This is a genomic window from Streptomyces sp. NPDC029526 (genome assembly GCF_040637405.1).
Classification (GTDB): Bacteria; Actinomycetota; Actinomycetes; order Streptomycetales; family Streptomycetaceae; genus Streptomyces.
This window is the reverse complement of the sequence record NZ_JBEZWE010000001.1, coordinates 135,498-148,839: the sequence shown is the minus strand read 5'-3', so window position 1 is coordinate 148,839 and position 13,342 is coordinate 135,498. Positions and strand designations below refer to the sequence as shown.

Annotated in this window: 9 protein-coding genes; 8 read left to right on the top strand and 1 reads right to left on the bottom strand. The window is 72.9% G+C overall.

Annotation, left to right across the window (positions count from 1 at the left end; all coding sequences use genetic code 11):
- The first annotated feature begins 226 nt into the window (after positions 1-226).
- From AB0F01_RS00700 to pgi, 8 genes are all read left to right on the top strand, one after another.
- Positions 227-3,181, top strand: a complete 2,955-nt coding sequence (locus AB0F01_RS00700) for a M14 family zinc carboxypeptidase (RefSeq protein ID WP_362088926.1) — start codon at positions 227-229, stop codon at positions 3,179-3,181.
- Positions 3,182-3,404: 223 nt separating this feature from the next.
- The gene (gene gap / locus AB0F01_RS00695; RefSeq protein ID WP_362088925.1) at positions 3,405-4,412 is read left to right on the top strand and encodes a type I glyceraldehyde-3-phosphate dehydrogenase; all 1,008 of its coding nucleotides are present in this window, start codon (positions 3,405-3,407) and stop codon (positions 4,410-4,412) included.
- 145 nt (positions 4,413-4,557) lie between these two features.
- Entirely contained in the window at positions 4,558-5,769 is a 1,212-nt protein-coding gene (locus AB0F01_RS00690; RefSeq protein WP_362088924.1) for a phosphoglycerate kinase, read from the top strand.
- 6 nt (positions 5,770-5,775) lie between these two features.
- Complete coding sequence (gene tpiA, locus AB0F01_RS00685) at positions 5,776-6,552, top strand: triose-phosphate isomerase (protein WP_362088923.1); 777 nt, start codon at positions 5,776-5,778, stop codon at positions 6,550-6,552.
- A gap of 125 nt (positions 6,553-6,677) precedes the next feature.
- Positions 6,678-6,908 (top strand): preprotein translocase subunit SecG, encoded by a 231-nt coding sequence (secG, locus tag AB0F01_RS00680; protein ID WP_203609785.1) that lies wholly within the window; start codon positions 6,678-6,680, stop codon positions 6,906-6,908.
- Positions 6,909-7,142: 234 nt separating this feature from the next.
- Positions 7,143-7,478, top strand: a complete 336-nt coding sequence (locus AB0F01_RS00675; protein WP_003957010.1) for an RNA polymerase-binding protein RbpA — start codon at positions 7,143-7,145, stop codon at positions 7,476-7,478.
- Positions 7,479-7,665: 187 nt separating this feature from the next.
- The gene (locus tag AB0F01_RS00670; RefSeq protein ID WP_362088922.1) at positions 7,666-8,934 is read left to right on the top strand and encodes an MFS transporter; all 1,269 of its coding nucleotides are present in this window, start codon (positions 7,666-7,668) and stop codon (positions 8,932-8,934) included.
- A 68-nt stretch (positions 8,935-9,002) separates the two neighbouring features.
- Positions 9,003-10,658 carry a glucose-6-phosphate isomerase gene (pgi, locus tag AB0F01_RS00665; protein WP_362088921.1) on the top strand — a complete coding sequence of 552 codons (1,656 nt, stop codon included), beginning with the start codon at positions 9,003-9,005 and terminating at the stop codon, positions 10,656-10,658.
- A gap of 374 nt (positions 10,659-11,032) precedes the next feature.
- Here the strand turns inward: pgi and AB0F01_RS00660 are convergent, their stop codons facing one another.
- On the bottom strand, positions 11,033-13,315 hold the full coding sequence (locus AB0F01_RS00660) for an FtsX-like permease family protein (RefSeq protein ID WP_362088920.1): 2,283 nt from the start codon (positions 13,313-13,315) through the stop codon (positions 11,033-11,035).
- Positions 13,316-13,342 lie beyond the last annotated feature (27 nt).

The window sequence follows — 13,342 nt, the reverse complement described above, 5'->3', positions numbered from 1 at the left end:
GACGGGTCCGGCCGACGGGTCCGGACGGCGCGCCGGACCGGCCACCGCCCCCTCCCTCCCGGCTTCCCTCCAGCGTCCGACACACCGTCAGAACGCCGGTGCCGCCGCCCACTCGGGTGACCGGCACCGGCGTTCGCGTGTCGATCCGGCGCCCTTGACTCGATCATGGACTGTCATGAGCCTGGCATCCGTTCGCTGCTGGGGCGGACACACGCTAGGGGGCTTCATGAGACACCGAGCGAGACCGATCCTCGCCGTCGCCGCGCTCCTGATCGGCGGTGCGGGCCTCGCGCCCGTGGCACAGGCACAACCCGGCACCACGGCGACACCGGACGCGGACGAGGTCAAGGTCTTCCGCGCCGAGATCACCGGGCGGCAGGTACCCCTGCTGCTGGCCGCCGGACAGGACGGCCACGAACTCGGCGAGCAGGTCCCCGACCGGGGCACCGCCACCGTCGAGGTCCAGCTCACCGAACCGCAGGCCGAGGCGCTGCAGCGCCAGGGCGTCGACCTCACCGAACACTCCCTGTCGGCCACCGCGGAGAAGCGCGTCGAGAAGGCCGCCGAGGGCGTCTTCCGCCCGTACGGCGGCAAGGGCGGCCTCAAGGAGGAGATCCTGCGCACCGCGCGGGAGCACCCGGACCTGACCAAGGTCGTCTCCATCGGCCGGACCGTCCGCGGCGAGGACATCCTCGCGCTGAAGCTCACCAAGCGGGCGAAGAGGACCCGTGACGGCTCCCGGCCCGCCGTCCTCTACATGTCGAACCAGCACGCGCGGGAATGGATCACCCCGGAGATGACCCGGCGGCTGATGCACCACTACCTCGACTCCTACCGCACCGACCGGCGCGTGAGGAGCATCGTCGACTCCACCGAACTGTGGTTCGTGCTGTCGGCCAACCCCGACGGCTACGACCACACCTTCACCTCCGACGCCAACCGCCTGTGGCGCAAGAACCTGCGCGACGTCAACGGCGACGGAGTGATCGGCACCGGTGACGGCGTCGACCTCAACCGCAACTTCCCCTACAAGTGGGGCTACGACGACGAGGGGTCGTCCCCCAACCCGGCCAGCCAGACCTACCGCGGCGCCGCCCCCGGGTCCGAACCCGAGACGAAGGCCATCGACGCGCTGCAGAAGCGGATCGGCTTCGCCTACGGCATCAACTACCACTCCGCCGCCGAACTCCTGCTCTACGGCGTCGGCTGGCAGGTGGCCACCCCGACCCCCGACGACGTCCTCTACGAGGCCCTGGCCGGCACGCCCGGCAACCCGGCGGTCCCCGGCTACCACCCGCAGCTCTCCTCGGAGCTGTACACCACCAACGGAGAGGCGGACGGGCACGCCTCCAACGTCAACGGCATGGCGATGTTCACCCCCGAGATGTCGACCTGCCAGACGGCGTCCCAGGTCGACCCGGACGACGCCTGGGAGCCCGGCGACTGCCGGTCGATCTTCACCTTCCCGGACGACGAGAAGCTGATCCAGCAGGAGTTCGCCAAGAACGTCCCGTTCGCCCTGTCCGTGGCCGAGAGCGCCGCCCACCCCGACCGGCCGTCCTCCGCGGTCGGACTGGAGGCCGCCGACTTCACCCCGGCCGTCTTCGACACCTCCTACGCGCGCGGCGGCGACCAGGAGGTCTCCGTGGTGGTGCGCCGGGCCGTGCGCGACAAGGAGCTGAAGTACCGCGTCAACGGCGGCCGGACGCACGAGGCCCGCCTGCGCGCCTGGCAGGGCGGCGAGCGGTTCGGCGGCGAGGACGACCTCCACTTCGACGAGTACCGCGCCCGGGTCCGCCACGGGCGGCCGGGCGACCGGGTCGAGGTGTGGTTCACCGGCGAGGACCGACGCGGCCGGGACGTCTCCAGTGAGCGCTTCACCTACACCGTGGCCGAGCGGCCCCGCGCGGACGTGCTGGTGGTCGCCGAGGAGGGGGCCGGGGCGGTCCACGCGCGGACGTACGCCGACGCGCTGCGGGCGAACGGGCGCCGGGCGGCCGTCTGGGACGTCGCCGAGCGGGGCGCGCCCGACGCGCTGGGGGTGCTGAGCCACTTCCGCACCGTCGTCCACTACACGGGGGCGAACGTCCCCGGCGTCGCCACCCAGCTCCAGCTGCGGGCCTTCCTCAACGAGGGCGGCAAGCTGATCGAGGCGGGGGAGCGGGCCGGAGGCAGCGTCGACCTCGGGGACGGCACCCCGTCCGACGACTTCAGCCAGTACTACCTGGGCGCCTACACCCGCACGTCGGCCCCGGGCGCGACCGGGTTCACCGGCAGCGGCGCGCTGCGCGGCGTCACCGGCCCGCTCGCCGACGCCCCCGGGAACCCGCTCGACCAGGCGGGCACCTACGGCGTCACCTCCGACGAGCTGCCGCCGGAGCGGTTCCCGCAGTTCGCGAGCGCGGGAGCGGGAACCTTCCCCGGCGCGGTGAACCCCTACGCTCCGTACGCCGGGTCGTTCATGGCGGCCGCGGTGCACACCGACGACGGTTACCAGCGCCTCACCCGGACCATCGACCTGACCGGTGTCACCGCGGCCGAGCGGCCCGCCCTGCGGGCGCACCTGCTGTGGGACACCGAGGAGGGGTACGACCACGTCCTCGTCGAGGCGCGCACCGCGGGCGGCGACGACTGGACGACCCTGCCCGAGGCGGGCGGCGCCACCTCCACCACCGTGCCCTCCCAGTGCGAGGCCGGGTTCTACGCCGCCGGGCACCCCTGGCTGGAGCACTATCTGACCGTCGCCGCCGACGGCTGCACCCCGGCCGGCAGCACCGGCACCTGGAACAGCCTGACCGGCTCGTCGGGCGGCTGGCAGCAGGTGGAGTTCGACCTCTCCGCCTACGCCGGGAAGCAGGTGCAGGTCGCGCTCGCCTACGTCACCGATCCGGGCAGCGGCGGCCGGGGCGTCCTCGCCGACGAGACCGCCGTGGTGGTCGGCGGCACGGCGACCGGGACCGAGGGCTTCGAGACGTCCCTGGGCCCCTGGACGGTCTCCGGTCCGCCCGCGGGCAGCCCTGCCGTGCCGAAGGACTGGACGCGCACCGGAACCCTGTTCCGCACCCACGCGGCGGTGACCACCGAGGACACCGTGCTGCTGGGCTTCGGCCTGGAGCACCTGACGAACGCGGCGGACCGGGCGGCCCTGATGCGAAAGGCGCTGGTTGCGCTGGACGCCTGACGGGCACCCGGAACAGGTCCCCGCCGCACCCGGCGAAACGGCGTGAAAAGCCCCCCGGCCGGGCGGTCCGTACCCTACTGGCGGGTACGGGCCGCACTGCCGGGTATGAGGCGACTCGATGTCACGGCCGGGGTCCCGGAGAGGTAGGGTCGACAGTGGTCGGGGACATCCCAAATACAGCTCGCCGGCATCACAGCCGGCGCACCAACGAGGAGATCGGTTCGTGACGATCCGCGTAGGCATCAACGGGTTTGGCCGCATCGGGCGCAACTACTTCCGCGCACTGCTGGAACAGGGCGCCGACATCGAGATCGTGGCTGTCAATGACCTGGGTGACACCGCGACCACCGCACACCTGCTGAAGTACGACACCATCCTGGGGCGCATCAAGCAGGAGGTCACCCACACCGAGGACTCCATCACCGTCGGGGACAAGACGGTCAAGGTCCTCTCCGAGCGCAACCCCGCCGACATCCCGTGGGGCGAGCTCGGCGTCGACGTCGTCATCGAGTCGACCGGCATCTTCACCAAGAAGGAAGACGCCGAGAAGCACATCACCGGTGGCGCCAAGAAGGTCATCATCTCCGCTCCGGCGAAGAACGAGGACGTCACCATCGTGATGGGCGTCAACCAGGACCAGTACGACCCGGCGAACCACCACGTCATCTCCAACGCCTCCTGCACCACCAACTGCGTGGCGCCGCTGGCGAAGGTGCTCGACGAGAACTTCGGCATCGTCAAGGGCCTGATGACGACGGTGCACGCGTACACCAACGACCAGCGGATCCTGGACTTCCCGCACAAGGACCTGCGTCGCGCGCGTGCCGCCGCGGAGAACATCATCCCGACCACCACCGGTGCCGCCAAGGCCACCGCGCTGGTGCTGCCGCAGCTCAAGGGCAAGCTGGACGGCATCGCGATGCGCGTGCCCGTCCCGACCGGCTCGGTCACCGACCTGGTCGTCGAGCTGGGCCGCGAGGTCACCAAGGAAGAGGTCAACGCCGCCTTCCAGAAGGCCGGCGAGGGCGAGCTCAAGGGCCTGCTGGAGTACACGGAGGACCCGATCGTCTCCTCCGACATCGTCAACTCCCCGGCCTCCTGCACCTTCGACTCGTCCCTGACCATGGTCCAGGACGGCAAGAACGTGAAGGTCATCGGCTGGTACGACAACGAGTGGGGCTACGCCAACCGCCTCGTCGACCTGACCGTCTTCGTGGGCAACCAGCTCTGAGCGTGGAGCAGGCAACCTGATATGAGTGCAGGGCTCGGCCGGCGCACCGACGCGTCGACCGGGCCCTGACGCACGTATCGGAGCAGCCGCGCTCTTTCGATCACGAGCGATCACGAGCGAACACGAAGCTCTACAGGGAGCCCTCATGAAGACGATCGACGAACTCCTCTCCGAGGGAGTCGCGGGCCGGCGGGTCTTCGTCCGCGCCGACCTCAACGTGCCGATGGACGGCACGGCCATCACCGACGACGGACGCATCCGCGCCGTGCTGCCCACCGTCAACGCGCTCGCCGAGGCGGGCGCCCGCGTGATCGTGGCCTCGCACCTGGGCCGCCCCAAGGGCGCCCCGGACCCCGCCTTCTCCCTCGCGCCCGCCGCCGCCCGTCTCGGTGAACTGCGCGGCACCGAGGTCGCGTTCGCGACCGACACGGTCGGCGAGTCCGCCGCCTCCACCGTCGCCGGCCTGGCCGACGGGCAGGTCGCCGTGCTGGAGAACCTGCGCTTCAACGCCGGCGAGACCAGCAAGGACGACGCCGAACGCGCCGCCTTCGCCGACCGCCTGGCCGCGCTCGCCGACCTCTACGTCGGCGACGGCTTCGGCGCGGTCCACCGCAAGCACGCCTCCGTCTACGACCTCCCGGCCCGCCTGCCGCACGCCGCCGGGTACCTCATCGCCACCGAGGTCGGCGTGCTGAAGAAGCTCACCGAGGACGTCGCGCGGCCCTACGTGGTCGCCCTCGGAGGGGCCAAGGTCTCCGACAAGCTCGCCGTCATCGACCAGCTGCTCGGCAAGGCCGACCGCATCCTCATCGGCGGCGGCATGGCCTACACCTTCCTCAAGGCCCAGGGCCACGAGGTGGGCGCCTCCCTGCTGCAGGAGGACCAGATCCCCGTCGTCCGCGAGTACCTGGAGCGCGCCGAGAAGACCGGCGTCGAGCTGGTGCTGCCGGTCGACACCCTGGTCAGCGGCTCCTTCCCGGACATGAAGGCCAAGGCCCCGACCCACCCCGACACCGTCGCCGCGGACGCCGTCCCGGCCGACCGGATGGGCCTGGACATCGGCCCGGAGACCCGCAAGCTGTACGCCTCGAAGCTGGCCGACGCCGCCACCGTCTTCTGGAACGGCCCGATGGGCGTCTTCGAGCACCCCGACTACGCCGAGGGCACCCGCGCGGTCGCCCAGGCCCTCATCGACTCCCCGGGCTTCACCGTGGTCGGCGGCGGCGACTCCGCCGCGGCGGTCCGTACCCTGGGCTTCGACGAGCAGGCATTCGGCCACATCTCGACCGGAGGCGGCGCCTCCCTCGAATACCTCGAGGGCAAGACGCTCCCCGGCCTCGCCGCACTGGAGGACTGACCCTCAATGACCACCCGTACGCCGCTGATGGCGGGCAACTGGAAGATGAACCTCAACCACCTCGAGGCCATCGCCCACGTCCAGAAGCTGGCCTTCGCCCTGGCCGACAAGGACTACGAGGCCGTCGAGGTCGCCGTCCTGCCGCCCTTCACCGACCTGCGCTCCGTGCAGACCCTGGTCGAGGGCGACCAGCTCAAGATCAAGTACGGCGCCCAGGACATCTCCGCCCACGACGGCGGCGCCTACACCGGCGAGATCTCCGGCCCGATGCTCGCCAAGCTGAAGTGCACCTTCGTCGCGGTCGGCCACTCCGAGCGCCGCCAGTACCACGCCGAGACCGACGAGATCGTCAACGCCAAGGTCAAGGCCGCCTACAAGCACGGCCTCACCCCCATCCTGTGCGTCGGCGAGGAGCTGGAGGTCCGCGAGGCGGGCAACCACGTCGCCCACACCCTCGCCCAGGTCGAGGGCGGTCTGAAGGACGTCCCGGCCGAGCAGGCCGAGACCGTGGTGGTCGCCTACGAGCCCGTCTGGGCCATCGGCACCGGCAAGGTCTGCGGCGCCGAGGACGCCCAGGAGGTCTGCGCCGCGATCCGGGGCAAGCTGGCCGAGCTGTACAGCCAGGACGTGGCCGACAGGATCCGCATCCAGTACGGCGGCTCCGTCAAGTCCGGCAACGTCGGCGAGATCATGGCGCAGCCCGACATCGACGGCGCGCTGGTCGGCGGCGCCTCGCTGGACTCCGACGAGTTCGTGAAGATCGTCCGCTTCCGCGACCAGTGAGCGGGCCGGCGGGCGGAGCAGCGAGTATGCGCTGACCGCGATCCGTCGTACCCTTGCGGGGTCCGGTATCGTGCCGGGCCCCGCGTCGTCCATCCGAATCCGAGGAAGTTGGTCCAGTCGTGGTCATGGGGTTCTCGATCGCCCTGATCGTCTTCAGCCTGCTGCTGATGCTGCTGGTGCTGATGCACAAGGGGAAGGGCGGCGGCCTCTCCGACATGTTCGGTGGCGGCATGCAGTCCTCCGTCGGCGGCTCCTCGGTCGCCGAGCGCAACCTCGACCGGATCACCGTCGTGGTCGGTCTGCTGTGGTTCGCGTGCATCGTCACCCTCGGCATCATGATGAAGATGAACAACTGAGCGACGCACACCGTCCGGACGCGGATCCGGACTCCCCCCGTACCCATTCGGTACGTAAGGCCCCATGTTCGGTACGCGCGGCCACGCGCGGCCTATCATGGGGCTCGCGTCTGGAATGCGGGGGCGGTAACTCCCACCACTGGACGCGCGTTGGGCCTTACGTAAACTGAGGCGCTCGCAGTGAAGCGGAACGCCGACTCGCTTCGCGGCACCATCACGCAGGGAGTTACGACCGTGGCAAGTGGCAACGCGATCCGGGGAAGCCGGGTCGGGGCGGGGCCGATGGGCGAGGCCGAGCGCGGCGAGTCCGCGCCGCGGCTGCGCATCTCCTTCTGGTGCTCCAACGGACACGAGACCCAGCCCAGCTTCGCGAGCGACGCGCAGGTCCCCGACACCTGGGACTGCCCCCGCTGTGGCTTTCCGGCCGGGCAGGACCGCGACAATCCGCCGGACCCGCCGCGCACCGAGCCCTACAAGACGCACCTCGCCTACGTGCGGGAACGGCGCAGCGACGCCGACGGCGAGGCGATCCTCGCCGAGGCCCTCGCCAAACTCCGGGGCGAGATCTAGCAGTTGACGGCCACGCCGGCCCGTACCGGACAGCCCGGGCGCCCACCGGACCGGCCCGCCCCCCGATAGCCGTCCCGGCAGCCACCCCGACCGTACTGCGGCCCGTCCTCCGCGGCCCGTTGTCAGTGGCACCCCCTACGGTTCCCGCATCGGCGCACACGCGCCGGTGGGACCGTGAGGAGCGGCAGTGACGACGGTGGAGCCGACCCGTTCTCGCGCCCCCGCGTGGCGCGGGGGATTCGGGCGCCTGTGGAGCGCCGCGGTGCTGTCCAGCTTCGGGGACGCGCTGCGCACGGCCGCCCTGCCCCTGCTGGCGGTGACCCTCACCGACGATCCGCTCCTCATCGCCTCCGTCACCGCCTGCGGCTACCTCCCGTGGATCGTCTTCGGCCTGCTCGGCGGCGCGGTCGCGGACCGGGTGGACCAACGGCGCGCCATGTGGACCGTCGACGCCCTGCGCGGCCTCCTGGTCGCCGCCTTCGCCCTGGCCGTCGGACTGGGCCAGGCGTCCATCGGCCTGCTGATCGCCCTCGCCTTCACCCTCACCACCCTCCAGACCCTCTTCGACAACGCCGCCACCGCCCTGCTGCCGTCCCTGGTGGGCCGGGAGGCCCTGGGCAGCGCCAACGCCCGCCTGATGACCGGCCAGCGCCTCGCCGGCGGCCTGCTGGGCGGCCCCGTCGTCCCGGTGCTGCTGCTCGCGGGCGCCGCCGCGCCGTTCGCCGTCGACGCGGCCACCTACCTGCTGGCCGCCGCCCTGATCGCCACCCTGCGCGTCCCCGTCCCCGACCGTGCGCCGAGACCCCCGGGCAGCACCCTGCGCCGGGAGATCGCCGAGGGCCTGCGCACCCTCGCCCGGGACCGGACGCTGCGCGGACTGTGCACCGCCACCGCCCTGTGCAACATCGGCATGGGCGCCCTCATCGCGACCCTCGTCCTCGTGGTGACCGACTGGCTCGGTGCCGGGAACACCGGCTACGCGGTGGCCCTCACCGCCTACGCGGCCGGCAGCCTCGCCGGGGGAGCGCTCACCGGACGCCTGTCCGGCCGCCTCGGGCGGACCCTGGCCGTGCTCCTGGCCGGCACCGCGCAGTGCGCCGCCCTCGTCGCCATGGGCACGATCCGCCACCTCGGCGCCCTCACCGCCGCCCTGGCCGTGTTCGGCTTCATGGGCATGGTGTGGAACGTCAACACCACGACCCTGATGCAGGAACGCAGCCCCGCCGCGCTGCTCGGCCGGGTCAGCTCGGCCCACCGCACCCTCGCGGTCGCCGGTGCGCCCCTGGGCGCGCTGCTCGGCGGGGCCGTCGCCGCCGCCTGGGGCACCCGCACCCCGCCGCTGCTCGCGGCCGGGTTCTTCCTGCTGTCCGTCGCCGCACTGATACCGGGGACCCGCCCGGACGTACCTGAGGGTGCGCCGGACGACGGCGCCACGACCGCTCATGTCCACCGCTGATCAATTAGGTTGGTAAGGGCAGCGGGGCAGGTACGCACAGGCAGCAAGGAAGAAGGCTGAAGTCCGAGATGAACGCAGACGGCCGTACCAGGCTCAACCAGACGCCGGAGTGGACCGCACTGGCCAAGCACCGCGAGGAGCTGGGCGAGGTGGATCTGCGCGCACTGTTCGCCGCCGACCCCGGCCGCGGCACCGGGTACACCCTGAGCGTCGGCGACCTGTACGTCGACTACTCCAAGCACCTGGTCACCGACGACACCCTGCGGCTGCTGCGCGACCTGGCCGCCGCCACCGACGTCGCCGGCCTGCGCGACGCCATGTTCCGCGGCGAGCGGATCAACACCACCGAGGACCGCGCCGTCCTGCACACCGCGCTGCGCGCCCCCCGCGACGCCGTCATCGAGGTCGACGGGGAGAACGTGGTGCCGGCCGTGCACGCCGTCCTCGACAAGATGATCGCCTTCGCCGACCGGGTCCGCTCCGGGGAGTGGACCGGCCACACCGGCAAGCGCATCCGCGCCGTCGTCAACGTCGGCATCGGCGGCTCCGACCTCGGCCCCGCCATGGCGTACGAGGCGCTGCGCGCCTACACCGACCGCGACCTCACCGTGCGCTTCGTGTCCAACGTGGACGGCGCCGACCTGCACGAGGCCACCCGCGACCTGGACCCGGCCGAGACGCTGTTCGTCATCGCGTCCAAGACCTTCACCACCATCGAGACCGTCACCAACGCCACCTCGGCGCGGACCTGGCTGCTGAACGGGCTGGGCGGGGACGAGGCCGCCGTGGCGAAGCACTTCGTCGCGCTGTCCACCAACGCGGAGAAGGTCGCCGAGTTCGGCATCGACACCGCCAACATGTTCGAGTTCTGGGACTGGGTCGGCGGCCGGTACTCCTACGACTCCGCGATCGGCCTGTCCCTGATGATCGCCATCGGCCCGGACCGCTTCCGGGAGATGCTCGACGGGTTCCGGATCGTCGACGAGCACTTCCGCACTGCGCCCCCGGAGTCCAACGTCCCGCTGCTGCTGGGCCTGTTGGGCATCTGGTACAACAACTTCCACGGCGCCCAGTCCCACGCCGTCCTGCCGTACTCGCACTACCTGTCGAAGTTCACCGCCTACCTCCAGCAGCTCGACATGGAGTCCAACGGCAAGTCCGTCGACCGCGACGGGCGGGAGGTGGACTGGCAGACCGGTCCGGTCGTGTGGGGCACGCCCGGCACCAACGGGCAGCACGCCTACTACCAGTTGATCCACCAGGGCACCAAGCTGATCCCGGCGGACTTCATCGGCTTCGCCGAGCCGGTCGCCGAGCTGAGCGACGAACTCAAGGCCCAGCACGACCTGTTGATGGCCAACTTCTTCGCCCAGACCCAGGCGCTGGCCTTCGGCAAGACCCCGGAGGAGGTGCGTGGCGAGGGGGTGCCGGAGGACCTGGTGCCGCACAAGACCTTCCGCGGCAACCACCCCACGACCACGATCCTGGCGCGGGAGCTGACGCCGTCGGTGCTCGGCCAGCTCGTCGCCCTCTACGAGCACAAGGTGTTCGTGCAGGGCGCCGTCTGGAACATCGACTCCTTCGACCAGTGGGGCGTCGAGCTGGGCAAGGTGCTCGCCAAGCGGGTGGAGCCCGCGCTGACCGAGGGCGCCGACGTGCCGGACCTGGACCCCTCCACGCGGAACCTGGTCGACCGCTACCGGGAGCTGCGCGGACGGAAGTGAGCCTGCGGGCGCGCGTGGTGGCGGACCCCGGTCCGCCGCCCCGCGCGCCCGTGCCCGGCCGGGCTGCCCCACCCGGCGTGTCCCCGTGCCCGGCCCGTGCCCGCCGTCCGCCCCGCGCCTGGCCGCCCGCCCCGTGTGCCCGCGCCCGGCCGGGCCGCCCGGCGCGCAGGCCACCGCGCCCGGGGGTCGTGGACCAGGGCGAAGACCGCTCCGACGACCGCTCCCCGGGGCGCACGGAGGACGCCGCCGCCCGGGCGAGCGCGGGGGCCACGGCACGGGCCGGCCCGTGCGGCCGGGCCCGGGACGCGGGCACACGGGCCGGGACACGGACACCGGCACGCCGGCCCGGGGCGCCTCGTCCCGGCGGCCTCCGTTCAGGCGACCGCGCTCAGGGTGTCCGCGAGACGGCGGCGGGCGGCTCGGGCGGCCGGGACGGCCGCCAGCGCGGCGGCCCCCAGGATGGCCGCCGCCCCGAGGACCAGCAGGAGGACGGCCGAGGGCCCCTGGGCGATGCCGGCGCCGATCCCGCTGGAGCGCCCCTGGGCGTCGATCAGCCAGTGCGCCAGCGGCACCCCCAGGGCGACCGCGACGACGGCCGCCGCCAGCGCCGTCCCCGCCGTCGAGGTGACGGTGATGGCGGTGATCTGCCGGGGGGAGAGGCCGATCGCCTTGAGCGCCAGCAGGTCCCGCTCGCCCTCGCGCACCGCGCCGCCGATCGCGGTGAGCACCTCGATCAGCCCGATCAGGGCGAGCACGACGACCAGCCCGAGCACCACCGCCCGCAGCGGGGACAGCCCGTCGGCCGGGTTCGCCACCGCGTGCACGTCGAGATGGCCGTCGCCCGCCGCGGTCAGCCGGTCGGCGACCGCCCCGGGATCGGCCCCGGGGGCCAGTTCCAGCTGGTAGAGGGTGGGCCGCAGCGTGGGGTCGTTGGCGCGCAGCGTGTCCAGCGGGGTGGAGATCACCCGGCCGGCGTTCTCCGGTTCGATGCTGCGGCCCACGATGTGCAGGATCTGCGGCCGGTCGCCGACGGTGACCCGCACCCAGTCGCCGACGCGGACGTGCAGCAGGTCCAGCAGCCCCTGCCCGGCCACCGCCTCGTCGGGGCCGCGCGCGGCCCGCCCCTCGGCCAGGGTGAACGGGTAGGGCTCCGCCCGGGTGCCCAGGCCGCGCAGGGCGATGGTCGCGGTCTGTCCGGGCACCAGGGCGGCCACCTCCACCCCCGGGTGCGCGGCGACGACCTCGGGGTCACGCTCCAGCAGGGCCCGTGCCCCGGCGTCGTCGAGGCCGGCGTCCGCGCGGGCGCTCAGCGCCGCGGGCAGGCCCATCCGCTCGGGGGTGGAGTGGAAGCGGTCGATGGTGGTCCACGCGCTCATCGCCACCACGATCAGCAGCAGCGGCAGCGCCAGCCGCGCGATCGTGCCGAGGGAGCGCGGACGGCGCGAGAACGCCTTGTGCCAGCCCAGCACCAGTGCCGGCGGCACCCGCAGACCCAGCGCCCCCCGCGCGGCCCGCGTCAGCCGGCCGGCGGGCGGGGCGGCCGGCCGGGGCACCGGCACGGGGGGCACCCGTCCGGCCCGCCAGGCGGCCAGCCCGGTGGTCGCGCCGATGAACAGCACCGCCCCCGCCGGCACGGCGACCAGGGCCGCCGTGTGGCCGGGCAGTCCCTGCCACACGGCCAGCGCGTCCCCGAGGCGCCCCGGCACGGCCCCGCCCAGCGCCTCGATGAGGACGGCGGCGGCGACGGCGCCCAGCAGGGCGTAGAGCAGGTGCTGGACGAGGAACACCCGCACCACCTGGCCCGGTGTGAAGCCGATGGCCTTCAGCACGGAGATGTCCCGCAGGTGACCCCGGATCCGGGTGGTGATGGCGCCGTGCACGGCGAACCCGGCGGCCACCAGCGCGCCCAGCCCGAACAGGCCGAGCACCTGCCCCAGCAGCCGGTTGTCGCCCTGCGCCTCGGCCCGCGCCTGCTGCCAGGTCGACACCTCGCCGATGGCCCCGGCGCCCAGCACGGTCACCGCCCGCTGCACCGCGTAGCCGGTGTCGCCGGGGTCGGTCAGGCGCAGCCCGATCACCTGCCCGTCCGGGTCGGCCAGGGCGGACGGCGGGGCCCACACCACGCCCCGCTGTTCACCCGGCCGGTAGCGGGGCTCGGCGCTGTCGGCGACGCCCACCACGGTCAGCGTGCGTCTCGTGCCGGGCACCGTCAGGGTGTCCCCGGGCGCGGTGAGCAGGGCCCGGGCGAGACGGCTCTCCAGGACCACGCCGTCCGGCACGGCCGGGTCCAGCCAGTGGCCGGAGACGATCAGCGGGCGGCCGGTGCCGGGCCGTTCGGTGGTGCCGCGCAGCTCCACGGAGGCCCGGCTGCCGCGCGAGGCGAGCGTCACGGGCTCGGTCGGGTAGGGGCCGGCGACGGAGTCCACGCCGTCCAGGGCGGTCAGTTCGCCGGCGTCGGCCCCGGCGGTGGTGTGCAGGGTGACGTGCGCGCCGCGGGCCTGGGCGAAGACACGCTGCCACGGGTTGGTGGCGTAGCCGAACAGCGCGGTGGCCAGCAGCAGGGACGCCACGATGCCCGCGGTGGCGAGCACGAGGAACAGCGCCTCGCCGCGGTGCGTGCGCAGGTCGGACTGCGCCCAGCGCAGGGTGGCTCGCACGGGTCTCACTCCCTCGGCGCGCGACGG

What these genes read in the sequence shown, in the direction of transcription:
- AB0F01_RS00700 (WP_362088926.1), top strand. Translation starts at nt 227, where the DNA reads ATGAGACACCGAGCGAGACCGATCCTCGCCGTCGCCGCGCTCCTGATC.
- AB0F01_RS00690 (WP_362088924.1), top strand. Translation starts at nt 4,558, where the DNA reads ATGAAGACGATCGACGAACTCCTCTCCGAGGGAGTCGCGGGCCGGCGG.
- tpiA (WP_362088923.1), top strand. Translation starts at nt 5,776, where the DNA reads ATGACCACCCGTACGCCGCTGATGGCGGGCAACTGGAAGATGAACCTC.
- secG (WP_203609785.1), top strand. Translation starts at nt 6,678, where the DNA reads ATGGGGTTCTCGATCGCCCTGATCGTCTTCAGCCTGCTGCTGATGCTG.
- pgi (WP_362088921.1), top strand. Translation starts at nt 9,003, where the DNA reads ATGAACGCAGACGGCCGTACCAGGCTCAACCAGACGCCGGAGTGGACC.